Source organism: Gordonia sp. CNJ-863, assembly GCF_001942325.1.
GTDB classification, from domain to species: domain Bacteria; phylum Actinomycetota; class Actinomycetes; order Mycobacteriales; family Mycobacteriaceae; genus Gordonia; species Gordonia alkanivorans.
Genome location: NZ_MKKG01000013.1, coordinates 59,728 through 85,089, shown reverse-complemented (window position 1 = coordinate 85,089; position 25,362 = coordinate 59,728). Strand labels below are relative to the sequence as shown.

Genomic DNA, 25,362 nt, shown 5'->3' with positions numbered 1-25,362 from the left:
ACACTCGGGCCTCCGCCGACACACATTAGCCGGATCAGACGAGATGGGGCGGCGTAGCTGTGAAGTCCACATTCGCCGGGTTGGACCTGGTATCGGATGAGTTCGCCGAAACGGTGCGCTCCTCGTTGCAGAAGGTCGAGGACCTGCTCCTGGGTGAGCTCTCATCCGGAGACGAGGTCATGACCGAAGCGGCGACGCACCTGGCCAAGGCCGGCGGCAAGCGGTTCCGGCCGATGTTCGCAATCCTCGCCTCGCAGTTCGGGCCGCGTCCCGACTCGGAGGACGTGATCACCTCGGCCACCGTCGTGGAGATGATCCACCTCGCGACGCTCTACCACGACGACGTGATGGACGAGGCCTCGATGCGTCGCGGCGCCCCGAGCGCCAACGCCCGCTGGACGAACTCGATCGCGATCCTCTCCGGCGACTTCCTGTTCGCGCGCGCCTCGCGACTGGTGTCGACGCTGGGTCCCGAGGCGGTGCGCATCATCGCCGAGACCTTCGCCGAACTCGTCACCGGCCAGATGCGGGAGACCGTCGGCGTGAAGCCCGGCGCGGACCCCATCGACCATTACCTGCAGGTGGTGTGGGAGAAGACCGGTTCGCTGATCGCGGCCGCCGCACGCTTCGGCGCGATGGCCTCCGGCGCGACCACCGACGACATCGAACGACTCTCCAAGATCGGCGACATCGTCGGCGTCGCCTTCCAGGTGTCCGACGACATCATCGACATCAGCTCGGTGTCGGTCGACTCGGGCAAGACCCCGGGTACCGACCTGCGAGAGGGTGTCCACACCCTGCCCGTGCTCTACGCGCTCACCGGAGACGACGCGACGTCGGCGCGGTTGCGTGAACTCCTCGTCGGTCCCGACGGCGGTTCACGGCCGCTCACCGACGACGCCGAGGTCGCCGAGGCTCTTCGATTGCTCGAATCGTCGGCCGGCATGGCCGCGGCACGCGCGAAGCTGCAGAGCTTCGCCGACGAGGCCCACGCGATGCTCGCCGAGTTGCCGGAGACCCCGGCACACAAGGCGCTCTCGTCGTTGGTGGACTACACCATCGACCGCGTCGGGTAGGTTTCGACACGCCTCCTCGCTGCGCTCGTCGCCTGCTCAACCAGCAGGGTTAGCGGCCGTTGCGGGCCATCTCCTGAAGACGTCGGATGCGTTCGGCGGTCGGCGGGTGGGTGGAGAACATCTTCGCCATGCGATCGCCGGCGCGAAACGGGCTCTCGATCATCATGTGCGACTGCGCGGCGATGTCGGGCTGCGGTGGCAACGGCGCGGCCTGGACGCCGCCGGAGATCTTCGCCAGGGCGGAGGCGAGTGCCAGCGGGTCACCGGTCAGCTCGGCGCCCGACTCGTCGGCCTGGAACTCACGTGACCGCGACACCGCCATCTTCACCAGCGTGGCCGAGATGGGTCCCAGGAACGCGATGAGGATCATCGCGAGCGGGTTGGGGCCGTTGTCGCGGCCGCCGAAGGCGCCCATGAACATCGCGAAGTTCGCCAGACCGCTGATCACCGCGGCCATCGCACCGGCGATGGAACTGATCAGGATGTCGCGGTTGTAGACGTGGGACAGCTCGTGACCGAGTACCGCGCGCAGTTCCCGCTCGTCGAGCAGCTGCAGGATGCCCGTCGTGCAGCACACGGCAGCGCTCTTCGGGTTGCGGCCCGTCGCGAAGGCGTTGGGCGACTCGGTGGGGGAGATGTAGAGCGCCGGCATCGGCTGGTGGGCGGCCGTGGCCAGTTCGCGCACGATCCGGTAGATGACGGGCGCCTGCAGCTCGGTGACGGGCTGGGCGTGCATCGCCTTCAGGGACATCTTGGCGCTGTTGAAGTACACGTAGGCGTTCATGCCCACGGCGACGATCACCGAGCCCCAGAGGATCAGCGGGCTCTGGAACAGGGCACCGATTCCGACGATGATCGCCGACATCACACCCAGTAGGGCTGCGGTCTTCAATCCGTTGAAATGCATCGGGGGTCCTCGTCTGTCGTGCGCCGAACCAGGATGAAGGCGCCTCGTTCATTCAAACGACGCAGTGTCCGTTTGGGTTTCCGACGGCCCGCGGTGCGATCTTGCACACATCTGCGGCCGCCGGGCGTCATGCTCGGTGGGGTCGACGAGCGATATCCCCGCCCGCCAGGGGATCGCGGGCGGGGATATCGGCGTGAATGTCAGCGGTAGTTGACGAACTGCAGGGCGATCCCGAAGTCCTCGCCCTTGAGCAGGGCGATGACGGCCTGCAGGTCGTCGCGCTTCTTGCTCGAGACGCGCAGCTCGTCGCCCTGGATCTGTGCCTTGACGCCCTTGGGGCCCTCGTCGCGGATCTTCTTGGAGATCTTCTTCGCGTGCTCGGAGTCGATGCCCTGGACCAGCTTGCCGCTGATCTTGAAGGTCTTGCCGGAACCGACGATGTCGCCGGCGTCGAACGCCTTCAGCGAGATGTCGCGGCGGATCAGCTTCTCCTTGAACACCTCGAGACCGGCCTGCGCGCGCTCCTCGGCGTCGGAGGTGATCACGATCGTCTCCTCGCCGGACCACTCGATACCGGTGTTGGTGCCGCGGAAGTCGTAGCGCTGCGACAGCTCCTTGGCAGCCTGGTTGAGGGCGTTGTCGACCTCCTGGCGGTCGACCTTGCTCACCACGTCGAACGATGAATCAGCCATGTCCGACAGGTTATGTCATCGCCTCGGGTGGACTGGGTGCGTGGCGGGGTTTCGACGTAGCCCAACCGGCACAGGTACGCGGCTCGACCGGCAGAGGGGACGACGCCCGACCGGCAGCGCTCGCGTCGGGTCGGCCGGGAGCTGCCAAAACTGAGGCGCTGACCAGCCGGTTTGCGTGCGGACGTATGGTTCGTTGTATTCTTCACCGCGTTGTTCGAACGACCGTCACGGCGGCCGTGGGAGCAGCACGGCAGGTTGCCCGAGCGGCCAAAGGGAGCGGATTGTAAATCCGTCGCGCAAGCTACATAGGTTCGAATCCTATACCTGCCACGACGTGGTGAACATCCATGAAAACTGCCTGACAGATGGTCTCTGACCAGCGATTTGTCTAGCACGGACATGAGTGTGTAACCTCGTTAAGGCTCTCGAGCAGAAATGCCCGGGGCACGCCCCCTTAGCTCAGTCGGCAGAGCGTTTCCATGGTAAGGAAAAGGTCGACGGTTCGATTCCGTCAGGGGGCTCGCTGGACGACAAGTCCGCGGGGCGGTGTAGCTCAGCTGGTTAGAGCGCACGACTCATAATCGTGAGGTCGAGGGATCGAGTCCCTCCACCGCTACACATCGGGTCCGACCGGAACCGAGCGCAAGGGTCGCAAGCCCTGAGGGAACTGCCGAACCCGACCACGTACCACTCGAAAGAAGGCAATCAAGTGGCCTCCTCAACAGATGTTCGCCCCAAGATCACCTTGGCATGCGAGGTGTGCAAGCACCGTAACTACATCACCAAGAAGAACCGCCGCAACGATCCCGATCGCCTCGAGATCAAGAAGTTCTGCCCGAACTGCGGCAAGCATCAGGCGCACAAGGAATCGCGCTAAACGACGTCAGTCGGCGATTTCGGTACAAGAACCAGCACACGGGCTGCCTCTGCGAAGAGGCAGCTCGTTTTGCTTGTTGCCGGGCCAAGGGTCGCCCGGGCGCAGTGTGCTTCGCACAACTGAATAAATTCAATCGAGACAACACGCGCAGCGCGGCGCGGGTGGGTCGTCGACTTTCGGCCCACGTAGTCCGGTCCGGGCCCCTCCCGGTCGGTCATGCGAAGGGAGCAGTAGTCAATGTCAGACGCGAGTGGAACAGACCTCCAGGAGCGGATCGCCGAGTCGAGGAACGGCGGCGTCAAGCTCACCCCCGAGGAGATCGCCGCGCACACCCAGTCGCTTGTCGGCTTCCACTACACCGTCGACGACTACTACGAGATCGGCCGCGAAGAGGTCCGCAAGCACGCGATGGCCGTGCAGGACGCGCATCCCACCCACTGGAGTGAGAAGGGCGCCCGCGAGTTCGGTCACGAGACCCTCATCGCCGCTCCCACCTACGTCTCCGTGCTCGGCATCATCGCCCAGCGCAAGCTGTTCGAGGACGTGATCACCGGCTACGACATGTGGCAGATCATGCAGACCGACCAGCGCCTCGTCTACCACCAGCCGATGAAGGTCGGGGACCGCCTGATCTGCGACGTCTCCCTCGAGTCGTTCCGCCACGTCAGCAGTCCCGAGATGATCGACCTGATGGTCACCAAGAACGTCATCTGGAATCAGCACGACGAGCCGGTGATGACCACCTGGACCTCGCTCGCCGCACGTCCCGGCATGGACGTCGATCCCGAGCTCGAGGCCTCCCTCGATCACGTGATGATGAAGATCGACGCCATCGGCGATCCCGGGCACACCGTCGAGGCCAAGGCCGGTCGCTACGACCTGCCCGACCCGACCCAGACTCCCGGCGCGTACGCCGCGGTGAACTTCGACACCCTGACCGTCGGGCAGGAACTGACGCCGAAGCGGTACTTCCTCACGCGCGGCAACCTGTCGAACTACGCCGGTGTCGCTGGCGACCCGAACCCGATCCACTTCTCCGATCACGTGATCAGCGCGGCCGGGATGGACGACGTGGTCGCCCACGGCATGCAGACGATGGGCCTCGGCGCGAGCTTCGTATCGGAGTTCATCGGCGACCCGGCCGCTTTCTGTGAGTACAGCGTCCGCTTCACCAGCCCCGTGTACGTCCCGGCCGACGACAGCGCCGCCGTCGACTTCACCGGCAAGGTCAAGTCGCTCGACCCGGAGACCCGACGCGGCACCATCGCGATCACCGCGAAGCAGGGCGACCGCCGGATCTTCGGCCGCGCCACCGTGGTCGTCCAGTTCAACTGACGCCCTCCGCACGCAACACGCCACGACGGCGGCGCCCCCTCGGGGTCGCCGCCGTCGATGCGTACATCGTTTCGGCAGATCGTGCGGTGCGGTGGTGGTGCCAGGCAATCCGCTGGACCGGTCAGCTCGGTCTTGCTACGGTCGCGGCCATGTACTCAGGCATCGCGTCGATGAAGCTCTGGACCCGTCGCTGACGGCGACGAGCCCTCTCATCCTCTGAAGTTCTCGTTCGTCGTCCCGGATTCGCCGGCCGACGCTTTCGTCGTGTCCGGCACCGGTCAGCGTTTCGTACCGACGAGCCGAGAGCATACGCATGCCCGCATCACGCACCACTTCATCATCGATCCCCTCTTCTCCGCCCCAGCAGTTTCCCGCAGGGTCGGCCGCACACATCCGCGCGCAAGGACTGCATGTCTCCCGCGGTGACCGGCAGATCCTGAACGACGTCGGCGTGATCGTCTCCGCAGGATCACGACTCGCCGTCGTCGGCGAGAACGGCCGCGGCAAGACCACGCTTCTCCAAGTCCTGGCCGGAATCACCACACCCGACGCGGGAACCGTTGCGCGCCATGGCACCATCGCGTTCGTCGGGCAGGATCTACCAGTCGGTGCGCGCACCGTGGGAAGCCTCGTCGACGACGCGGTCGGCGATGCCCTGGCCGCTTTGGAGCAACTCGATCGGGCGGCCGCGGATCTCGCGACCGGCACCCCGGGAGCCGAGGACGCCTACGCCGATGCGCTCGACCTAGCGACCCGCCTCGACGCGTGGGATGCCCAGCGGCGCATCGACATCGCGCTCGAGGCCTTGTCCGCGTGCGCCGACCGTGCGCGCCCGCTGTCGACGCTGTCGGTAGGCGGGCGACACGGTGTGCGCCTCGCGGTCACCCTCGGTTCCGGTGCCGATCTGCTGCTCCTCGACGAACCCACCAATCATCTCGACGCCGAGGCGCTGCGCTTCCTGACACGACGGCTGCGTGAGCGCGTCGGCGGGATGGCGGTCGTCAGCCATGACCGCGCGTTCCTGCGCGACGTGGCGACCACCTTCGTCGATCTCGACCCCAGCCGTGACGGACGTCCGCGCGTGTATGCGGGCGGGTACGACGGTTGGGTTGCCGGTCGTCGACGGGAGCGTGAGCGATGGGAGCAGGAACACGCGGCGCAGCAGGCCGAACATGCCGAACTCGTGCGGGCCGCCGACGCTGCGAGGGATCGGCTGCAGACCCACTGGAGGCCCGACAAAGGCACCGGGAAGCATCAGCGGGCCACGCGCGCCGGGGGAGCAGTGCAGGCGTTCAACCGCCGCGTGGAGGAACTCGAAGCCCACCGGATCACGGTTCCCGTCCCACCCCGGCACCTGAACCTGCCGGCGTCCGGTACGCGGCCCGGCGCGCCGATCGTCGACGTCACCGACGCGCGGGTGGCCGGTCGGCTGCGGACGCCGGTCTCCGTCGCGCTCACCGGCGGCGACCGGCTGCTGATCGTCGGACCCAACGGTGCCGGCAAGTCGACCCTGCTTGCCGTTCTGGCCGGTCAGACGCACCCGGACGAAGGGCGTGTGGACCTCCGTCGAGATGCCCGCGGCGCGTTCCTCGCGCAGGAGGTACCGAGCTGGGACCCGTATCGCACCGCCCATGAGATCTACGACGAGCAGCGGCGCCGCCTGGAGACGGATCAGCCCGACGTGCCGTCGCTGCGCGGTCTCGGCCTGCTGGACGCGGCGGCCGCGCGAACCCCGGTGGCGCGGCTGTCGCAGGGCCAGCAACGGCGCCTGCACCTGGCACTGTGCCTGGCCGCCCGGGCCGACCTCTTGCTCCTCGACGAGCCGACCAATCACCTGTCGGCGAGCCTCGTCGACGAGCTCACCGAGGCCCTGCAGAACGTCGATTGCGCGGTCGTCGTCGCCACCCACGACCGGAAGATGCTGCACGATCTCGAGGGCTGGCCGCGCATCGAACTCGCAGGACAGCAGGTGTCATGACCGTCTTGGACGACCTCACCGTGTACGGTCGACGAGGGAGCAGGTGGAGCGCGTTTTGGGTCCACAGCCCCGGTGATCTACACTGAAGTGTCTGATTGATTCAGACTTGCGCGCTACCCATAGGGTGGCGCGTTGGTTTTGTCGGCGGTGAAACGTCGGCACCGGTCGCGAGGCCGGGATTCGATGAGATGGCAGCGGAACCACTCCGGTGGGGAAGTCGCAAAGGGGCGTAGCTCAATTGGCAGAGCAGCGGTCTCCAAAACCGCAGGTTGCAGGTTCAAGTCCTGTCGCCCCTGCCCTGGTGAAGGGCACACGTTGACGAGAGGACCGCGAAGTTGAGCAAGCGAGACCGGGCTGCCCGCGCCAAAGAAGCCGCTGAGGGTTCTGCGGCCGATTCGGCTGCGGCTGAGCTCGACGGTCGCGACGAGGCCACCGGCGGTGCGGACGACGAGACGTCGACCGGCGCCGCGAAGGAGCTGCGTCCGTCCGGCAAGCGCTCGGCTCGCGGACGTCGCTCGTCAACCGGTGCATCCGGAACCGACAGAGACACCGACTCCGCCACGGGGTCGGCAGTAGCCGTCAAGGAACGCAAGAAGAAGAAAAAGGCCTCTGCTGAGGAGAGCCGGAATCCGTTCGTTCGGATCTGGGTGTTCCTCACGCAGGTCGTCGCCGAGCTGAAGAAGGTCATCTGGCCGACGCGGCGCGAGATGATCACGTACACGATCGTCGTGCTCGTGTTCGTCATCGTGATGACCGCGTTCATCTCCGGCCTCGACCTGGCCTTTGCCAAGGGCGTCCTCTGGTTGTTCGGCTGACCCACGCGGTGGGTGGCCGGGCGAGCGGGAGCCGACCGGAGATGAACCATAAGGAGCGTGGGCTGCAGTGAGCACCCCGGAGAACGAACTCGCATCGACCGACACCGTCGACGCGGCCGTGACCGACGAGGTCGACGAGGCTGCGGTCGACGAGGCCGGTGACACCGACGTCGAGACGGCCGCCGAGGGCGACGAGGCTCCCGCGACCGACGTCGTTTCCGAGGACGCCGACGAGACCCCCGCCGAGGAGGCCCCTGAAGAAGAGGTCGACCCGGTCGAGGAGCTGCGCAAGCAGCTGCGTCGCGCACCCGGCGACTGGTACGTCATCCACAGCTACGCCGGCTACGAGAACAAGGTCAAGGCCAATCTCGAGACCCGCGTGCAGAACCTCGACGTCGGCGACTACATCTTCCAGGTCGAGGTTCCGACCGAAGAGGTCACCGAGATCAAGAACGGCCAGCCCAAGAAGGTCAACCGCAAGGTGCTGCCGGGCTACATCCTCGTTCGCATGGAACTCAACGACGAGTCGTGGGGCGCGGTGCGCAACACCCCGGGTGTCACCGGGTTCGTGGGGATGACCAGCAAGCCGTCGCCGCTGTCGCTCAACGAGGTGCTGCAGTTCCTCATGCCGCGCGCCGAGGCCAAGAAGCCCGCCAAGGGGGGCTCCGCCGCCGAGGGCGTCGAGGCCGCAGCCGCCGCCGCGTCGAACACCATCGAGGTCGACTTCGAGGTCGGCGAGTCGGTCACCGTCATGGACGGCCCGTTCGCCACGCTGCCCGCGTCGATCAGTGAGGTCAACGCCGAGCAGCGCAAGGTGAAGGTGCTCGTGTCGATCTTCGGTCGCGAGACCCCGGTCGAGCTCGGGTTCAATCAGGTCGAGAAGATCTGACTGGTTCCGCGGGAGCGGATGCACAGCAGATAAACACAGACTTTCACGTCTCCAGCGGGCGTGAATTCGCAAGGAAACAAGCAAGGACAAAAGGATGCCTCCCAAGAAGAAGAAGCTCGCCGGGATCATCAAGCTCCAGATCCAGGCAGGCGCGGCCAACCCGGCCCCGCCCGTGGGTCCGGCGCTCGGTCAGCACGGCGTGAACATCATGGAGTTCTGCAAGGCGTACAACGCCGCGACCGAGTCGCAGCGCGGCAACGTCATCCCGGTGGAGATCTTCGTGTACGAAGATCGCTCCTTCGACTTCAAGTTGAAGACCCCGCCGGCAGCGAAGCTCCTGCTCAAGGCCGCAGGCCTGCAGAAGGGCTCCGGCGAGCCCCACACCAACAAGGTCGGCAAGGTGAGCATGGACCAGGTCCGTGAGATCGCCAAGACCAAGGCCGAAGACCTGAACGCCAACGACATCGACCAGGCCGCGAAGATCATCGCCGGTACTGCTCGGTCCATGGGTATCACGGTCGAGGGCTAGACCCACCACACATCTCGTGGGAGGGCCGGCTCGGCCCGCACCACACACCCCGCCGGTTGAGTGCGGAGAAGGAACAGAGCAATGAGCAAGAAGAGCAAGGCCTACGCGGCTGCGGCCGAGAAGGTCGACAAGTCCAAGCTGTACAGCCCGCTGGAGGCTGTTGAGCTGGCGAAGGAAACCTCGTCGAAGAACACCGACGCGACCGTTGAGGTTGCGATCCGGCTGGGCGTCGACCCCCGTAAGGCAGACCAGATGGTTCGAGGCACCGTCAATCTGCCGCACGGCACGGGTAAGACCGCCCGCGTGATCGTGTTCGCCGCCGGCGACAAGGCCGCCGAGGCCACCGCCGCCGGTGCCGACGAGGTCGGCGCCGAGGACCTGATCGAGCGCATCCAGGGCGGTTGGCTGGACTTCGACGCCGCGATCGCCACCCCGGATCAGATGGCCAAGGTCGGCCGCATCGCGCGTGTCCTCGGACCGCGTGGCCTGATGCCGAACCCGAAGACGGGCACCGTGACCACCGATGTCACCAAGGCCGTCAACGACATCAAGGGCGGCAAGATCAACTTCCGTGTCGACAAGGCAGCCAACCTGCACTTCGTCATCGGCAAGGCTTCGTTCGACCCGGCCAAGCTGGCCGAGAACTACGGCGCCGCGTACGACGAGATCATGCGTGCGAAGCCGTCGGCAGCCAAGGGCCGCTACATCAAGAAGGTCACCGTCTCGACCACCACGGGCCCGGGCATCCCGGTCGACCCGCAGGTCAGCCGCAACTTCGCCGAAGCTCCCCAGGCCTGATCCTGGCGCTCGCGCGTAACTAGAGACACCCACGAGGGGCCTGGCAGTCGATGCCGGGCCCCTCGTGCTCTGTCTCCCCAGTTCTTCCATCGGAGGTCAGTGGCTCGTGGTGAGAATCCGTCTCGGAACCCGTCGTGGTGGTGCGGCGGTGGCTGCCGTGTTGCTGTCGCTGCTGCTGGTGATCGTCGGTTGTGGCACCGACGGTGGCCAGGCCGATGACGCATCCCCCGCGGGCATCCCGTCGACGATCGTGTCGATCAGCCCGACGACCACCGAGATGCTCTTCGCCGTCGGCGCGGGCGATCAGGTGGTCGCGGTCGACGACCAGTCCGACTTTCCGGCCGAGGCCCCGCGGACCTCGCTGTCGGGTTACACCCCGAACCTCGAGGCGATCCTCGCCTACGACCCCGATCTCGTCGTCCTCACCGACGACAACAACGACATCATCGCCGGCCTGGACCGGGTGGGCGTCGAGGTGCTGCAGATCCCGGCGGCGAAGAACCTCGACGAGACGTACGCGCAGATCCAGCAGGTGGGCGACGCCACCGGCCATGCCGAGTCGGCCGATGAGCTCGTCACCTCGATGCGCGAGGAGATCGAGAAGACCATTCGCACCGTCCCGCTGCGCGAGGTGCCTCTGACCTACTTCCACGAGCTCGACGACACGTTCTACACCGTCACCGACGACACCTACCTCGGCCAGATCTACGGACTGCTCGGTCTGCGGTCGATCGCGACCGGTCAGAGCGGCTATCCGCAGCTGTCCCCCGAGTTCATCCTGGAGAGCGATCCCGAGGTGATCTTCCTCGCCGACTCGCAGTGCTGTGGGGTCACGCCGGAGAAGGTTGCCGCTCGTGCAGGCTGGGATGACCTGCGAGCCGTGGTGAACGGTCAGGTCCACGTCCTCGACGAGGACATCGCGAGCCGTTGGGGTCCCCGCGTCGTCGATCTGGTCCGCGACATCGCGCGGATCGTCTCCGGCGTCGACGGACAGCCGTCGAACTGAGATGGTGAGCCGTCAGGTCGGGGTCATCTGCGGGGCCGTCGCAGTGCTGCTGGGCGCATGCCTGCTCGCAGTCCTCGTCGGCCCGGCCGGACTGACCCCGAAGGGCGTGCTGCTCGACCTCCTCGACCAACTCCCGCTCGTCGACGTCGAATCCGGGCTCACCTCCCGCCAGCAGACGATCCTGTGGGAGGTGCGGATGCCGCGCGTGGCGCTGGGAGCGCTGGTCGGTGCGATGCTCGCCGTCGCGGGTGCCGCCTACCAGGGTGTCTTCCGCAATCCGCTCGCAGACCCGTACCTGCTCGGTGTGTCCAGCGGCGCGGGACTCGGCGCGACCGTCGCGATCGTCCTGGGCGGTGCCGCGGGCACGATCGGCCTGCCACCCGCGGCGTTCATCGGCGGCATCCTGGCCGTGGCCGCGACCTATGCGCTGGGCCGGACCGTCGGCGGCGGCCGCACCGAGGTGGTCATCATCCTCGCCGGAGTCGCGGTCGCGGCGTTCGCGAATGCCATCCAGACCTTCCTCATGCAGCAGCACGACGACACGCTGCGGCAGGTCTACAACTGGATGCTCGGCCGCCTGGCGACCGACGGCTGGTCCGAGGTCGTCACCGTGCTGCCGTACGTCCTCGCGTGCGTCGCCGTCATCGTGCTGTTCGGGCGCACACTCGACGTCATGGCGGTCGGTGACATCGAGGCGTCGAGCCTGGGGATCAGACCTGAACGCGTGCGCCTGCTGCTGGTCTGCGTCGCGACGCTCGGCACCGCGGCGGTGGTGTCGGTGAGCGGATTGATCGGTTTCGTCGGCATCGTCATCCCGCACGCCGTCCGGCTCCTCGTCGGTCCTGGGCACCGGCTGCTGCTGCCGTTGTCGCTGCTGGTGGGTGCGGCCTTCCTGGTGCTGGCGGACGTGGTCGCGCGGACCGCGATGTCGCCGTCGGAGTTGCCGATCGGCGTGGTCACCGCCGCCATCGGCGCGCCCTTCTTCCTCGTCGTCCTCCGGCGCAGCGGACGGAGCGTCGAATGACCGCCGCGATCACCTGTCGAGGTGTGTGCGCGTCGCGCGGGGGAGTGGAGGTCCTGCACGACGTCGACCTCGAGATCGGTTCCGGCACCTGGGTCTCCCTGGTGGGGCCCAACGGTTCGGGTAAGACGACGCTGCTGCACTCCCTCGCCGGGTTGGTGGCCTCGACCGGGCGGGTCGACGTCGCGGGCGTCGACCCGGGTCGTGCGCGCCGCCGCGAGATCGCCCGGGCCGTGGCGCTGATGCCGCAGCGGCCGATCGTCCCGGAGGGCACGTCGGTGCGGGAGCTCATCGGCCTCGGCCGCACCCCGCACATCGCCCGATTCGGCAGCGAGACCCGCTCGGACCGCGAGGTTGTCGACGACGTCATCGAGCGACTCGACCTCGAGGAGTTCGCGAACCGTTCCGCCTCGGCGCTGTCGGGCGGTGAGTTGCAGCGGGTGGTGCTCGCCCGGGCACTCGCCCAGCAGCCGCGCGTGTTGTTGCTCGACGAACCGACCAGCGCTCTCGACATCGGCCACCAGCAGCAGGTCCTCGACCTCGTCGACTCCATGCGGCAGGCCAGTGAGCTGACCGTGATCGCGGCGATGCACGACCTGACATCGGCGGCCCAGTACGGACAGCGCCTCGTGCTCCTCGACCGGGGACGTATCGTCGCCGACGGTACGCCCCAGGAGGTGCTCACCGCTGAACGACTCCGGGACGTCTACGCCGCGAAGGTCGAGGTGCTCGACCGCCGCGACGGCCCGGCCGTGCTGCCGGTGCGTGACCCGGGACCCGGAGAACGATGAAGGTCACGCTGCTCGGCACGGGTGCCGCCGACGGCTGGCCGAATGCGTTCTGCCGCTGTGATTCGTGTTCCGATGCGCGGCGCCGGCACGACTTCCGTGCCCAGACAGCCGCGCTCGTCGACAACGCGCTCATGCTCGACTTCGGATCGGACGCGCCCGGGTCGGCGGTGCGCCACGGTGCTTCGCTCGCCGACGTACGTCACGTCCTGATCACCCATGCGCACGCCGATCATCTTGCACCGCAGTCGTTGTTGTTCCGGTCGTGGGTCGACGGGGTCGGTGAACTCGAACTCATCGGTCCGGCCGATGCTCTCGATGTGTGTCGCCCGTGGGTGGGGCCCGACGCCGGCGTGCGGTTCACGCCGGTCGTCGCGGGTGACCAGGTGCGGGTGGGGGACCACGACGTGCGGGTGCTCCCGGCGCGCCACCAGGTCTTTCGCGACGGTGATGCGGTCTTGTACGACGTCACCGGTCCCGACGGTATGAGGCTGCTGTGGGCGACGGACACCGGTGTGTGGCCCGACGATTGGTTCGATGCGGTGACCGGGGCCGAGTTCGACGCGGTCTTCCTCGAGGAGACCTTCGGCGATCGTGAGGACCTGTCCGATGGGCATCTCGGGTTACCCGGGTTTGCGACCATGGTAGCGGCACTGCGTGGAGTGGGTGCCGTCGTCGACTCCACCGACGTCGTCGCAGTCCATCTGGGACACCACAATCCGCCGGTCGGCGTGCTCCGAGAGCGGCTTCGGGATCTCGGCGCGCGGCCGGGACGAGACGGGGAGGTGCTCGACTTGGGCGAGTCGGTCGGGCGGCGGATCTTCGTCACCGGAGGGGCGAGGTCGGGGAAGTCGCGGTATGCCGAAGGTCTTCTGGCCGGCGTCGACGACGTCGTCTATGTCGCCGCCGGCGGCCCCCGGGCCGGTGATCCCGATTGGGACCGACGCGTCGAACTTCATCGGGGCCGGCGGCCCGCGTCGTGGACGACGGTCGAGGACACCGATGTGGCCGGTGTTCTGCGTACCGCGCGGCATCCGGTCCTCGTCGATTGTCTCGGTACCTGGCTGGCTGCGCGGATCGATCACCACAATGCTTGGGACAGCGGCGAACTCGATGCCGTGCGGTCCGACGTCGAGGACCTACTCGACGCCTGGCGGAGCTGCCCGATGCCCGTCGTCGCGGTCAGCAACGAGGTCGGTAGCGGCGTCGTCCCGGCCACTGCGTCGGGTCGTCTCTTCCGCGACGAACTCGGCCGACTGAATGCCGAGATGGCCGACCGCGCCGACCAGGTCGTGATGATGATCGCCGGTCAACCCCTGGTGGTGCGGTAGCCCGGTGCGGGTGAACAGGTGAACGCCGATGTCACTGGATGACGAACGTCCTGGAATCCCGGGCGCCCATCCCGGACATGTTCTCGTAGGCGGTGATCGTGAAGGTACCCGGCTTGTTGTAGAAGGGGTCGGTGAACGTGGCGCTGCCCTCGCAGACCGTCGCGTGGTACGTAGGAAGGCTCGTGCCCCGGAAGGTGATGTCGATTCGACAGGGTATGTCCCTGCCCTGGGCGCCGAAGACGCGCGCCGACCACTTCACCCTGGGTGCGAACGGTCTGCTGTAACGATTCGGGCCGAGTTCGCTGCCGAGAGAATTCTCCACCGACATCCTGATACTGGGGAGCACGCCGAGGAGGGGCGCCGACAGGCTTCCGGAGTCGTTGCCGGGCAACGGCAACCCGGGAGCGGCGGAAGCGGGCGACGTGATCATGGTGGCGGCGGCTGCCACGGTCAATGCGGTTATTCCCGATGTGCGTCTCATTTTCGAACTCCTACTCGAACCGAATGGTGCGGCGAAACGTATGTTGCGGCAGCAATGCCCTCGACCGACTGGAATCACGGTACGTGGACGATGTCCGATTTGCGTCATCTGGTCGAAGGTATTTCACCTCTGATAACAAACCGGCTGGATCATTCGCGCTCGTGGGGGGGTGCTCAGCCGAGCCAGTCGTTGCCGCCTAGTCCGAGTTGCCGGACGTCGAGGGTGGGCGTGATCCCCGACGCCGGCGCGAGGTCATGTGCCTCGAGGACCGACCGCAGTGTCTCGGCGGCGTCGATGTTGAGCGGGCTCGACACCCACATCGCGTAGGGGAGGTTCACGAAGCGGTTCTCGCGCACCGCCTTCAGATTGCGGCTGGCGGGGTTGGTGCGCAGAGCGTCGATCTTCTGCTCCACGGACTGGCCGGGATAGTCGACGAAGACGATCAGATCGGGGTCGGCGGTGGCGATCCGTTCCCAGCTCACCGCGGTCCAGGTGTCCTCGACATCCTCGGTCGCGTTGCGCGCGCCCGCCGCGTCGATGATGCCCTGCGGGCCACCGAAGGAGCCCGACGAGAAGATGGTGTCGGAGACGCTGTCGAAGACGAAGACCGTCGGTTTCGATGCCGGTTGCGGTGCAGCACGGAGTTTTTCGAGGCGGTCGGAGATGTCGTCGGCGACCGTCGCGCCCTGCTCGGGATTGCCGGCGATGGTGCCGATGTTGCGCAGGTCGGTGTCGAGCGCGACCCATGGGTCCATCGTGCCGCGCTGAGCCTGGCCGTCGACCTGACGGCACGCCTCCGACAGCTGATACACGTCGATCCCATGGGAGGCCAGGATCTCCGGGGTGATGCCGCGGGACTCGCTCATGCCGTAGTTGTAGCCGGCGTAGAGGACCTGCGGTTTGGCGCCGACGATGTTCTCGAGGGTGGGCTGCTCGGTGGCGACCTCGTCGAGCGTGTCGACCTGTGGGCCGTATTCGAGTCGGAGAACGTCCTTGTCGCGGGCGAGCGCACTCACGGCGACGATCTTGTCACGGGCGCCCGCCGCCAGCGCGATCGCGATCATCCCGCCGTCGTTGACGAACAGGCGATCGAGAGGCTGGTCGAAGGTGACCTCGGCGCCACAGTTGGTGACGGTGACGCGGTCGGTTGCGACGGCGCCGGACTCGGTGCCGCAGCCCGCTGCGATGCCCAGGACGACGGCGAGCGTGGCGTATCGGGTGATGTTGTGTCTCATCGGTTTTCCTTGGTGGCGTAGACCTGCGGTGCAGGAGAGGTGGGGGAGTCGAGCAGCAGATGGGGGAGGCCGGTCTCGGGGTGTGGCACGACGGTGCCGGACACATCGAAGACCGACGCCAGCAGCGGCGGGGTCAGCACCTCGACCGGTGGGCCGTGTGCGGTGACGCCGCCGTCGGAAATGACGGCGACGGAGTCGAAGTGGCGGAGGACGAGGTCGAGGTCGTGCATCGCGGCGATCACAGTCGCCTCGAGGTCGTCGAGGACCTGCATCAACCGCAGTCGCCAGGCCGCGTCGAGATGATTCGTCGGCTCGTCGAGCACAAGGATCGGCGTCTGCTGTGCGATTGCGCGGGCGAGCACGACGCGGTGCCGTTCACCGCCGGACAGCTGCGTACACGAACGGTGTTCCCAACCGCCCAGTCCCACCTGCTCCAGCGCGGACCGGACGATCGCGTGGTCGTCGGAGTTACGTATGGCCCAGGCGGATCGGTACGGCGTGCGTCCCAGGCCCACCGCTTCGGCGACCGTGAGTTCGGCCGACGGGTGTTCATCCTGACCGACCACCGCGATCGACAGCGCGCGACGCCGAGCGGGAAGACGATCGAGATCGTCGTCGCCCAACCGGATTCGTCCCTCGGCCGGTTGTTCGAGACCGCACAGTGTCCGCAGCAACGTGGTCTTGCCCGCCCCGTTGGGTCCGACGATGGCGAGGCGGGTTCCGGCAGGGACGTCGAGATCCACCTCGCGCAGTATCGGGCGGCCACTTCGACGGCAACTGATGGCGTTCGCGCGCAGGGACATCGAGCGCTGCACGGCGCCCATCAGGCTTCGCCGCCGAACCCGTACTGGCGCCGTCCCATCAGGAACAGGAAGATCGGTGCGCCGATCAGTCCGGTGACGATGCCCAGCGGCATCTCGCGGGGTGACGCGGCCACTCGTGAGATGACGTCGACCCACACCAGGAACAGTGCACCGCCGCAGACCGCTACGGGAATCATCGCGCGGTGCGTCGCACCGACGAGCAGGCGTGCCGCGTGCGGGACGATCAAGCCCACGAATCCGATTCCACCCGCGACTGCGACCAGAACGCCGACCAGGATTCCCTGGACCGCGAACAGCGCGTTTCGCATGGCGCGCACCGGAACCCCGAGGGATGTCGCGGTGTCGGTCCCGGCTGCGTAGGCGTCGAGCCAGGAGTGGATCGCGAGCATGGCGAGCACCGTGACCACGACGACAACCCCGGCGATCTGCACTTTCGCCCAGGTCGCGCCGGCGACGCTGCCCAACATCCAGAACATCACGTTGTCGGCGGCATGCGGGTCGGCCGCGGTGAAGACCAGCAGTGAGGACAGCGCCAGGAACGCCGACGACAGGACCACTCCGGAGAGGATCAGGCGTAGGGCGGTCAGTCCGCCCTGCGCCCGGGCGACGGCGTACACGGTGACCGAGGCCGCGAGGGCGCCGATCAGCGCGCCGCCGGACAAAGCCCAGACACCCAGGGCGGCAAACGATCCTAGAGTGATGACCGCCGTCGCACCCACCGCGGCGCCGGCCGACACGCCCAGCAGGTACGGCTCGGCGAGCGGGTTGCGGACGAGGGCCTGCATGACGGCGCCGGCGAGCGCCAGACCGGCGCCGACGATCGCCGCGAGAACCGAACGCGGCAAACGGAGATCCCAGATGATCACGGAGTGGGCGGCGTCGAGCTCGTCGCCTCGCAGGCGCCCGGCGACGGTTCGCCAGACATCGCCGAGGGGGATGGTCTCGGCACCGAAAGCGGTGGCGATCGCGATGCTCACCAAGGTGAGCGCGAGAAGGATCAGGGCAAGGGGCAACGACGGGAGTCGCCGTACCGACATGGCGGTGGCGATCATCGTCGTGCCGTCGGGAGGACGGGACACGTGTGGAACTGCCTTTGGTCTGGGCATCTGTGCGCGAGACGCCGGGTGGACTCGACGAGAACGGCAGGTATTCGGACTCGGGTTCGTCCGAACCCGACGCCTTCCCGGGTTGCCCCAGTGGCCTGATGTCGGGTCCGTCCCCCATACCGCTGCGCGCCAGTCCTGGATTCGCACCAGGTTCCCTGGCACCCGCCTGTGCAGGTGCGACCGCTCTCACCGGTGAGGTTAGCAATACGGACACGGAGCTCTCACCGACCCGTCTCCAAGTCGTCGGGCGAGGGATGCCCGGAGGTCTTAGGCTGGGCGCTGACAGGCAACGGACAGGTGCGAATCGAACCGAGGCGAACGGTGATCCGATGGACGGACGACCCACGAAACTGGCGATCATCGGGGCGGGCGCGGTCGGCACCGCGATCGCCTACTCGGCGCTGATCCGCGGGGTCGCGCGCACGGTCGCGTTGCTGGACATCAAGGCCGCCAAGGTCACCGCCGAGGTGCTCGACCTGTCCCACGGTCTGGAGTTCGTACCGCGCGCCGACATCATCGGCTCCAACGACGTGTCGGTGTGCGCCGACGCCGACGTCGTCGTGTTCACCGCCGGAGCCAAGCAGAAGCCGGGACAGTCCCGACTCGAATTAGCCGAGGCCACAATCGGTTTGACGCGCGCCATCCTGCCGGATGTGCTCGAGGTGGCACCGAACGCGATCTACCTGATGGTGACCAACCCGGTGGACGTCGTCACCCATGCGGCGCAGAAGATCACCGGCCTGCCGCCGAATCAGCTGTTCGGGTCGGGAACCGTGCTGGATTCGTCGCGGCTGCGGTTCCTCGTCGCGCAGCACTGCGGGGTAGCGGTGCAGAGTGTGCACTCGTATGTCGTCGGCGAGCACGGTGACAGCGAGATACCGCTGTGGTCGTCGGCGACGATCGGTGGCGTGCCGCTGACGTCGTGGACGCCGCTACCTGGGCGTCGGGAGATGGATGCCGTTGCACGGGAGCGTATCCGGGACGAGGTCGTGCACGCCGCCTACGCCATCATCGAGGGCAAGGGGGCCACCAACTACGCCATCGGCCTCGCCGCCACCCGTATCGTCGAAGCCGTTCTGAACGACGAACACCGGGTGCTCCCGGTGTCCACGGTCGCCTCCGGATTCCCCGGGCTCGATGATGTGTGTCTCTCCCTGCCGACCGTCGTCGACCGCGGTGGTGCGCAGACGCGCCTCGAGGTGCCGCTGTCGCCGGACGAGGAAGCCGGTCTGCTCGCCTCGGCGGAGACGCTACGCCGGATGCAGGCGCGATTCGGGTTGTAGGGGCAGGCACTGTCCATCGGGTGGACCAATCTCGGTGCTCGATGCCGGTGCGGCATCCTCGCCGGGGTAGTTTCACCTGGTCACATCGGTGGAAGAGAAGGTTCGACGATGAGTGGTTCGCGGAAGACGGTTCTGGGTTTTGTCGCTGCGGCGTCGATGGCGATCGCGCCGCTGATGGTGGCGGCACCTGCATCGGCGGCGACCGACTACGCCAACTGCGCGGCACTCAACGCCGACTACCCGCACGGCGTCGGCGAGCCCGGCGCCGTCGACTCGACCTCCGGCACGCCGGTTACGAACTTCACCGTCGACCAGGCCCTCTACGACGCCAACGACGAGAGCGACCGCGACAAGGACGGCATCGCCTGCGAGCAGAACTGACCCTTCGGTCACACACTGTGCGTGAGGGTCTCCGACCTGGCTTTTTCTGCTCGCCTGCAGTCCGATGGAACCGATCGGGCGCGCAGATAGTCTGAACTACATGCGCGACGACAAGCTGCTCACCCGGATCTCCGCCCTCCTGCGGCAGGCGGAGAACACCGACAACGAGCATGAGGCCGAGACGTTCATGCAGGCCGCACAACGCCTTGCCACGGCGTCGTCGATCGATCTCGCCGTGGCCCGCGCGCACGATCCGGCCGCGCGTAAGCAGGTCACCCCGATCTCGCGGCAGATCAAGATCGGCGAGCCGGGTAAGCGTGGCCTGCGCACCTACGTGCAATTGTTCGTGGCGATCACCATGGCCAACGACGTGACCGTCGACGTCGCGAGCAACTCGACCTTCGTCCTCGCCTACGGGTACGAGGCCGACATCGACGCCTGCGAGGCGCTCTACACGTCGCTGATCATCCAGATGGTCGCGGCGAGCGATGCCTATCTGCGGTCGGGGGCGTACAAGGGCGAGACCTTCGCGCGGGTCGTCACCAAGGGCAGCGGCTGGCGAGCGCGGCGGGTGATCGAGGAGAAGCCGCTGTCGCCGATCACTGCGCGACTCAACTTCCAGTCGGCCTTCGCCGAACGCATCGGCAAACGTCTCACCGAGGCCCGCGACGCCGCCCGCGAAGAAGCACTCGCCGCCGAACGGCGCTCGGGTGAGCCGGAACGCTCGACGGCGCTGGCCCTGCGCAACAAGGAACTCGAGGTCACCGACTTCTACAAGACCGAGTCCACCGCTCGCGGCACGTGGCGGGCGTCGAGCGCGTCGGCCGGCTATTCGGAGGCCGCCCGGAAGGCGGGGGACCGGGCGGGGCGTCGGGCCAAGATCGGCGCCGACCGTGAATTCGGCGGTGCGCGAGGCGCTCTGGAGGCCTGACGAGTGGTCAGGCGCCGCGGTCGTACCAGGCCACCGACGGGGTCGGAGCAAACGGGGTCGGGGTTCCCGCCCAACGTCGAACCCAGGTGCCGACACGTCCGGGGTCGGTGGCCACGCCGTGCGCGACGATGGCCGTGACCACCAGGATCGCAGCGAACACGAACAGCCAGCTGATCGCGACGAACACGATGCCGAGAGTGCCGAAATAGCGGATCGTTCCCGACGCCAACGTGGGCAGCGCGAGCCGGCTGCCGGCCAGCAGGGCAGTGATCAGCAGCCCCGTGACCACACCGTTGAGGGCGAGAAGACGCAGCGGGACCTGGGTGGACACCAGCAAGCGCGGGATGGCGGTGAAGGTGCCCGACCAGATCGTCACCGTCACTCCGAAGACCAGCACGATGCCGAGGAGGCCGCTGCCGCCGAGGTTGAGGCCGAACAGTGTCTCGGCGTGCAGGCCGGTCGACAGCCCCTGCGCGGTGACCGCGGTCGGGATGAGGAACAGCACGATCACCCAGCGCCAGAAAGCTCGCCACGGCAGTTTGGTGACGCCCCAGATCGCGACATACATTCGGCCGAGTGCACGTGACAGGGAGGTGGCGCCGGCGATGGTCATGAGTGCGCCGATGATCCCGAAGGTGGCGAACGACTGCGGGTTGTCCACCGAGTTGTGGTCGAGCTTGCTCACCGGGATGCCGAGCCCGCTCAGGGCGTCGTCGACGACGTCGCTGCCCGGGAGCGTGAGCAGCAGGATGACGATGGGCAGGATCGAGGTGAAGGCCTGCGCGGCGAGGGTCATCGCGCGGTCGGTGATGTCGCCGCGCGCGATGTCGGTGAGGATGCGCAGGCTCAGCGTCGCGCCCGGCAGTCGCAGCACACGTTCGCCGATCGCGTGCAGGTCGGGACGGCGCATGAGGACTCCCATCGGGTACGGCGGACCCTCATCATCATTGGCGATGCCATGAGTCCGCGTGACACCGGGCGTGCCCGGTACTACGACGCCGAGCGACTCGTCTTCCGACTCTTCGACACCGCGTCCTCCTCGCGCACCGTGCAGCTGGCCGGAACCGAACTCACGCTGCCCGCCGAGGCCCGGTTCGCCTCGATCGACGCGGTGCGCGACTACGTGGGACTGGTGCTGGAGTTGCCGAGCGTACGGTCGCGGTTCCCACGCGCCGCCGAGCCGGTGTCGGTGCGCGAGCGGCGCGGCCAGAGCTCGGCACACTACGCCCGGTCGACGACGATCTCCGGTGACAAGTTGCTCAGCGCGGAGATCGCGATCCCGTCGTCGGCGGAGGGCCGGTGGGCGCTACGCGAGCTCGTGGTGCTGCACGAGCTCGCCCATCACCTCGACGACTCCAAGGGGCCGGGGCACGGACGCGGCTTCGTGCTCACCTTCATCGAACTCGTGGGCCTCGTCCTCGGCCCCGAGGCGGCCTTCGTGTTCCGCGTGGTGCTGGCCGATTCCGGGATCGGCTGATCGGGCGCCTAGTGCCCGGTGATCTCCTTCGCGGCATGGCCGACGGTGGCCTCACCGCCGGTCATGATCCGCATGAACTCGCGCTGTTCGGCGGCGCCGCGGATCGCTGCACGTTCGCGTCCGCCGGGGCGTTGCGCCTGCACCGAACGGATGATGTTCACCGGGAACCGGATCGCCGGATACCACGGTGGGACGAACGGCAGTCCGAGTGTGCGCATCGCCGCGGGTCCCAGGAAGCCGCTGGTGACCGAGAGGTGTTGTGCGCGAGCGATCTTGCGACGTAACTTCGGGAACCGCGAGTAGTTCCACTGCAGCGGATCGTCGGCCATGGGCACCGAGAGCTGTTTGGTCGTCTCGTCGGGGGTGGAGAGGACGTACGAGGTCTGGAGCAGCACGCGGATCGCGTCGCGAAAGCCCGTGGGCAGGAACTCGTCCTGCACGCCGAGTAGCCATCCCGCGTACCGGGTGAGGTGCGCGACGGCGTCATATTCACTGGGGCGGTTGACGAGTCCCATCATGACCACGCCCAGGCTGGGCGAGACGAGTGCTCCGACGAGCGTCGCGGCCATGTCCGTCTGATTGATGGGGAGCCCCCAGGTATCGGAATCCCAGTCGGGTAGTGCCGCGACGTGGCGCCGGACCATCGCGTGGATCAGGCGGACGCGCAGCGTCGACCGGTAACCGATTCCCTGTGGCAGCAAACCGTTTTCGGTGATGACGTCGGTGGCCCACTGGGTGGTCTCGGCGAACCGTGTGTTCGAGCCCTTCTCGAGGGCGCCGGTGCGCAGCAGCGTCTGGTTGAAACCGGCGAACTGGTAGCCGCCGAGTAGGGCGACGTCACGCGCCACGTACAGGCCGTCGGCGCCTCCGCTGCGCATGACCCGCGCGCCCTTCTCGATCAGGTCGCGGTCGACCCAGGTGGGTACGGTTTCCACCTCGGTGAAGAACTCGCGCAGCGGGGCCGGGGCGTCGTCGATCGAGTCGATGCCGTTGACGAGTGCCCGCTCGAACAGCGGACGGGACCGGGCCATTCCGGCGGTGTGCATCCACTCGACCAGGCGATCCGCCGGCTCGTCGCCGATCGTCAGGAGTTCACCGAGATGACGGAACAGTTCGCGGTCGGGTTTGCGCAGACCCAGCAGGGGTCCGACGAGCCGCAGGCCGATCGGGATCTTGCAGGGTCCGTCCGGGTGGCGGGACGGGATAGTCGGTGCGGGGGTGCTCGGCGGCGCCTGCGGCGGCGTGGTGGCAACCCGTGCGGTGGTCATCGGACGTGCACTCCGATCGGAGGTTCTGGGTAACGGCTGTCACCCAAAACGTAGGTCGGAGGTACGACGGTGTCAATGGGACGAACAAAAAGAACCGTCCCAAATTGCAGGTAGGGGCGCTGCGCAGCTAGAGCTGCACCGCCTCGGGTGCGTCGGCGCACAGTCCCTCACCCGCGAGCAACGTGAGGTAGCTCGGATGGTCGGGGTCGAGGACCAGGCGCTGCCTGCGGCCGCGTGCCTTGATCAGGTCGGGCACCACCGTGAGGTAGCGGGGCAGGCTCGCCGCGTAGACGTCGACGCGTAGGCGGTGCCCCGGCTGCAGGACCGCGTCGGTCGGGACCAGGTCGACGTCGATGCGGACCGGCTCGTCGGCGGGCACCGGCAGCTTGCGCTTGTGCGACAGGTAGTGGTGCGCCGAGAGCAGGCTGCCGTCGGCCGCGTAGGTCGACTTGCTGCGGTCCAGTGCGCGATTCGACGCGGAGAGGGCGCCGTTGGTGAGCACCGTCGACGTGCCGTCGGGCGCAACGTCGTTCACGGTCACCGCCCAGATCGCCTCGTGGGCGGTGGTTGCGACGTTGAGTCGCAGGTTCATCGCGCCGCTGATCGGGGTGGCCTCGAGAACCGGGCCGGTGGTGAACGACAACGCGCCCCGCTCCTGGAAGCGTGCGTCCTTGGCGTAATCGGCGCCGAGGACCATCGTGGCGCCGGCGGTCACCTGGGTCATGTCGCGCGATCGGAGACCGCGGATGTCGGGGCGGATGTGCAACGACGAGACACCCTGTGCGGGAGTCGAACCCAGCGAGCCGTCGTGTACCGCATGGTCGGCGGTCGACGAGGCATCGGCCGTCAGGTACAACCGCTTCGGCTCGACGCCCGGGCGGGGGAAGTTCTGTCCGGCGGTCCACGCACCTCCCTGCTGCAGCATCGTGACCGGCCCGTAGTGCTCGACGCCGTTGCGGTGCCCCTTGAGCCAGCGGTCGAACCAGGCGCGTTCGAGGACGTCCAGACGCGGTGGCGCGAACTTGCCGCCGTATCCCGAACCGACGTCGAGGTGATAGCCGTCGCCGACGATCATCTGCTTGCGGCCCGGTTCCATGTTCAGCCGCTCGTAGACGCCGGTTGCACTGCGGCCGAACAGGTCATGCCAGGCGCCGACGGTGAACGTGGGTGCCTCGATGCGGTCGACGATCGGGTCGCGTTCGTCGAAATACGGGTCGTCGAAGATGCGCGGGTCGCGGGCGGTGAGGAAACCCCAGAGCAGCGAGGGGATCTCGGTGGCCGGCGACTTCACCCGGTCGATGGCCCACCTCAACGCGTGACCGCTGGTGATGTCCCGAATGATGTTGGCGGGGTTGGGCACCCACTTGAGCATGTTCACCGCCGACAGCCACACCGGGATGAACGCCGAAGGCATGCCGCCGGTGATGTAGATGTCGCGGACGATGTCGTCGCAACCCTCCACTGCGAAGACGGCTTTCAGCTGCGGCGGGCGCTTGTCCGCGGCCTGTAGCGAGTTGATCGCCGAATACGACCAGCCGGCCAGGCCGACGGTGCCGTCGCACCAGTCCTGCTCGCTGACCCAGTCGATGATCTCGACGGAGTCCTCCTGCTCGCGCGGGCCGAGGATCTGCCACTTGCCGTGGCTCGCACCGGTGCCGCGGACGTCGACGACGACCTGTACGTAGCCGCTGCGCACCAGGTTGCGGTTGATGCCGAAGACGTCGAAGACGCCCCCCGACAGCGTCTGGGTGAGGGTGGTGAGGCCCTCGAGTGCGGTACCGGCCGCATCGATCGACGCCGACGCGGTGTGCAACGCCTTGCCGAGGACGGGAGCGTGCAGCGCCTGGTCGACGAAGTCGATGGCGGCCCGGTTGTACGGGTTGATGTTGATGATCGCGGGGTACGGGGTGAGGACCGTCTGGCCGAACCGGTTGGCCGGACGGATCACGGTGGCACGCAGGACGACCCCGTCGCTCATGGTGATCGAGACGTCGCGGTCGATGACGACGCGCGGGTACAGCTGCTTGCCGTCGACCTGTTCACGCCAGCGGATGCCGTCGGCTCCTCCGGTGGGGTCGCCGAGGGGGAGGGTACCGAAATGGGGTGCTTCCGTGGGACGTCGCGAAGGCGAAGGGGCCGGCCGCGCACGGCGTTCCGCGGGATCCAACTGATACGTCATGGTGCACCACCCTGCCTGGGGTGAGAGGTGTCGCACCGCGAGTGCTGCTGGTCGAGATGGCCGGGTGGACACCGACACCCCTTCGTGTCGGTCGTGGGCGCCGGACCCGCTCCGCTGGCGGCGGATGTCAGTGTGTTCCAGGTCACCTCACGCGT

At 67.4% G+C, this 25,362-nt stretch carries 25 protein-coding genes, 4 tRNA genes and 1 riboswitch; of the genes, 20 read left to right on the top strand and 9 right to left on the bottom strand.

The features are described 5' to 3' along the window. Positions 1-59: 59 nt before the first annotated feature. Complete coding sequence (locus BJF87_RS09010) at positions 60-1,076, top strand: polyprenyl synthetase family protein (protein ID WP_075862963.1); 1,017 nt, start codon at positions 60-62, stop codon at positions 1,074-1,076. A gap of 49 nt (positions 1,077-1,125) precedes the next feature. On the opposite strand, the gene htpX is transcribed toward BJF87_RS09010, so the two are convergent. Then, the gene (gene htpX, locus BJF87_RS09005; protein ID WP_035753280.1) at positions 1,126-1,983 is read right to left on the bottom strand and encodes a zinc metalloprotease HtpX; all 858 of its coding nucleotides are present in this window, start codon (positions 1,981-1,983) and stop codon (positions 1,126-1,128) included. 200 nt (positions 1,984-2,183) lie between these two features. Next, the gene (locus BJF87_RS09000) at positions 2,184-2,675 is read right to left on the bottom strand and encodes a YajQ family cyclic di-GMP-binding protein (protein ID WP_006358209.1); all 492 of its coding nucleotides are present in this window, start codon (positions 2,673-2,675) and stop codon (positions 2,184-2,186) included. A 249-nt stretch (positions 2,676-2,924) separates the two neighbouring features. Here BJF87_RS09000 and BJF87_RS08995 point away from each other — a divergent pair. The 15 genes from BJF87_RS08995 (at position 2,925) to BJF87_RS08925 (ending at position 14,042) form a co-directional block, all read left to right on the top strand. Beyond that, positions 2,925-3,005: transfer RNA gene (locus tag BJF87_RS08995), tRNA-Tyr, on the top strand. Positions 3,006-3,123: 118 nt separating this feature from the next. Further along, positions 3,124-3,196 (top strand) — tRNA-Thr (locus tag BJF87_RS08990). 21 nt (positions 3,197-3,217) lie between these two features. Next, a tRNA-Met gene (locus BJF87_RS08985) sits at positions 3,218-3,291 on the top strand. 93 nt (positions 3,292-3,384) lie between these two features. After that, entirely contained in the window at positions 3,385-3,552 is a 168-nt protein-coding gene (gene rpmG, locus BJF87_RS08980) for a 50S ribosomal protein L33 (RefSeq protein WP_003929651.1), read from the top strand. Between the two features lie 237 nt (positions 3,553-3,789). After that, positions 3,790-4,887 carry a fused (3R)-hydroxyacyl-ACP dehydratase subunits HadA/HadB gene (locus tag BJF87_RS08975; protein ID WP_035753278.1) on the top strand — a complete coding sequence of 366 codons (1,098 nt, stop codon included), beginning with the start codon at positions 3,790-3,792 and terminating at the stop codon, positions 4,885-4,887. Between the two features lie 313 nt (positions 4,888-5,200). Then, complete coding sequence (locus BJF87_RS08970; protein WP_075862962.1) at positions 5,201-6,865, top strand: ATP-binding cassette domain-containing protein; 1,665 nt, start codon at positions 5,201-5,203, stop codon at positions 6,863-6,865. A 223-nt stretch (positions 6,866-7,088) separates the two neighbouring features. Continuing rightward, positions 7,089-7,161: transfer RNA gene (locus BJF87_RS08965), tRNA-Trp, on the top strand. 39 nt (positions 7,162-7,200) lie between these two features. Then, positions 7,201-7,680 (top strand): preprotein translocase subunit SecE, encoded by a 480-nt coding sequence (gene secE / locus BJF87_RS08960; protein ID WP_075862961.1) that lies wholly within the window; start codon positions 7,201-7,203, stop codon positions 7,678-7,680. 67 nt (positions 7,681-7,747) lie between these two features. Further along, entirely contained in the window at positions 7,748-8,569 is an 822-nt protein-coding gene (gene nusG, locus BJF87_RS08955; protein WP_035753275.1) for a transcription termination/antitermination protein NusG, read from the top strand. A gap of 94 nt (positions 8,570-8,663) precedes the next feature. Continuing rightward, complete coding sequence (gene rplK / locus BJF87_RS08950) at positions 8,664-9,098, top strand: 50S ribosomal protein L11 (protein ID WP_006358215.1); 435 nt, start codon at positions 8,664-8,666, stop codon at positions 9,096-9,098. An 81-nt stretch (positions 9,099-9,179) separates the two neighbouring features. Next, complete coding sequence (rplA, locus tag BJF87_RS08945; protein WP_006358216.1) at positions 9,180-9,896, top strand: 50S ribosomal protein L1; 717 nt, start codon at positions 9,180-9,182, stop codon at positions 9,894-9,896. A 106-nt stretch (positions 9,897-10,002) separates the two neighbouring features. Next, entirely contained in the window at positions 10,003-10,902 is a 900-nt protein-coding gene (locus BJF87_RS08940) for an ABC transporter substrate-binding protein (RefSeq protein ID WP_075862970.1), read from the top strand. A gap of 1 nt (position 10,903) precedes the next feature. Then, positions 10,904-11,926, top strand: coding sequence for an iron ABC transporter permease (locus BJF87_RS08935; RefSeq protein ID WP_075862960.1), 1,023 nt, complete (start codon positions 10,904-10,906; stop codon positions 11,924-11,926). Beyond that, entirely contained in the window at positions 11,923-12,714 is a 792-nt protein-coding gene (locus BJF87_RS08930; protein ID WP_075862959.1) for an ABC transporter ATP-binding protein, read from the top strand. The genes BJF87_RS08935 and BJF87_RS08930 overlap by 4 nt, the downstream gene beginning before the upstream one ends. Beyond that, on the top strand, positions 12,711-14,042 hold the full coding sequence (locus tag BJF87_RS08925) for a bifunctional adenosylcobinamide kinase/adenosylcobinamide-phosphate guanylyltransferase (RefSeq protein WP_075862958.1): 1,332 nt from the start codon (positions 12,711-12,713) through the stop codon (positions 14,040-14,042). The genes BJF87_RS08930 and BJF87_RS08925 overlap by 4 nt, the downstream gene beginning before the upstream one ends. 31 nt (positions 14,043-14,073) lie before the next feature. Here the strand turns inward: BJF87_RS08925 and BJF87_RS08920 are convergent, their stop codons facing one another. The 4 genes from BJF87_RS08920 to BJF87_RS08905 form a co-directional block, all read right to left on the bottom strand. Beyond that, positions 14,074-14,523, bottom strand: coding sequence for a hypothetical protein (locus BJF87_RS08920; protein ID WP_075862957.1), 450 nt, complete (start codon positions 14,521-14,523; stop codon positions 14,074-14,076). 173 nt (positions 14,524-14,696) lie between these two features. Beyond that, a complete protein-coding gene (locus BJF87_RS08915; RefSeq protein ID WP_075862956.1) occupies positions 14,697-15,758 on the bottom strand; it encodes an ABC transporter substrate-binding protein in 1,062 nt (353 codons plus the stop codon). Then, on the bottom strand, positions 15,755-16,582 hold the full coding sequence (locus BJF87_RS08910; protein WP_075862955.1) for an ABC transporter ATP-binding protein: 828 nt from the start codon (positions 16,580-16,582) through the stop codon (positions 15,755-15,757). Before BJF87_RS08910 ends, BJF87_RS08915 begins: the two co-directional genes overlap by 4 nt. Next, positions 16,582-17,634, bottom strand: coding sequence for an iron ABC transporter permease (locus BJF87_RS08905; protein WP_075862954.1), 1,053 nt, complete (start codon positions 17,632-17,634; stop codon positions 16,582-16,584). Before BJF87_RS08905 ends, BJF87_RS08910 begins: the two co-directional genes overlap by 1 nt. 71 nt (positions 17,635-17,705) lie before the next feature. Further along, positions 17,706-17,888, bottom strand: a riboswitch (cobalamin riboswitch). Between the two features lie 129 nt (positions 17,889-18,017). Here BJF87_RS08905 and BJF87_RS08900 point away from each other — a divergent pair. The 3 genes from BJF87_RS08900 (at position 18,018) to BJF87_RS08890 (ending at position 20,283) form a co-directional block, all read left to right on the top strand. Then, positions 18,018-18,971 (top strand): L-lactate dehydrogenase, encoded by a 954-nt coding sequence (locus BJF87_RS08900; RefSeq protein WP_035753267.1) that lies wholly within the window; start codon positions 18,018-18,020, stop codon positions 18,969-18,971. Between the two features lie 108 nt (positions 18,972-19,079). Continuing rightward, positions 19,080-19,352, top strand: coding sequence for an excalibur calcium-binding domain-containing protein (locus BJF87_RS08895; protein ID WP_006358226.1), 273 nt, complete (start codon positions 19,080-19,082; stop codon positions 19,350-19,352). Positions 19,353-19,452: 100 nt separating this feature from the next. Continuing rightward, positions 19,453-20,283, top strand: coding sequence for a DUF2786 domain-containing protein (locus BJF87_RS08890; protein ID WP_035753412.1), 831 nt, complete (start codon positions 19,453-19,455; stop codon positions 20,281-20,283). A gap of 7 nt (positions 20,284-20,290) precedes the next feature. Here the strand turns inward: BJF87_RS08890 and BJF87_RS08885 are convergent, their stop codons facing one another. Continuing rightward, positions 20,291-21,193, bottom strand: coding sequence for a YhjD/YihY/BrkB family envelope integrity protein (locus tag BJF87_RS08885; RefSeq protein WP_075862969.1), 903 nt, complete (start codon positions 21,191-21,193; stop codon positions 20,291-20,293). A gap of 48 nt (positions 21,194-21,241) precedes the next feature. Here BJF87_RS08885 and BJF87_RS08880 point away from each other — a divergent pair, with 48 nt between their 5' ends. Continuing rightward, positions 21,242-21,760 carry a TIGR04338 family metallohydrolase gene (locus tag BJF87_RS08880; protein WP_006358229.1) on the top strand — a complete coding sequence of 173 codons (519 nt, stop codon included), beginning with the start codon at positions 21,242-21,244 and terminating at the stop codon, positions 21,758-21,760. A gap of 8 nt (positions 21,761-21,768) precedes the next feature. Here BJF87_RS08880 and BJF87_RS08875 read toward each other — a convergent pair whose 3' ends face one another. Continuing rightward, positions 21,769-23,028, bottom strand: a complete 1,260-nt coding sequence (locus tag BJF87_RS08875; RefSeq protein WP_006358230.1) for an oxygenase MpaB family protein — start codon at positions 23,026-23,028, stop codon at positions 21,769-21,771. Positions 23,029-23,155: 127 nt separating this feature from the next. Further along, positions 23,156-25,207, bottom strand: a complete 2,052-nt coding sequence (locus BJF87_RS08870) for a CocE/NonD family hydrolase (RefSeq protein WP_006358231.1) — start codon at positions 25,205-25,207, stop codon at positions 23,156-23,158. Between the last annotated feature and the right edge of the window lie 155 nt (positions 25,208-25,362).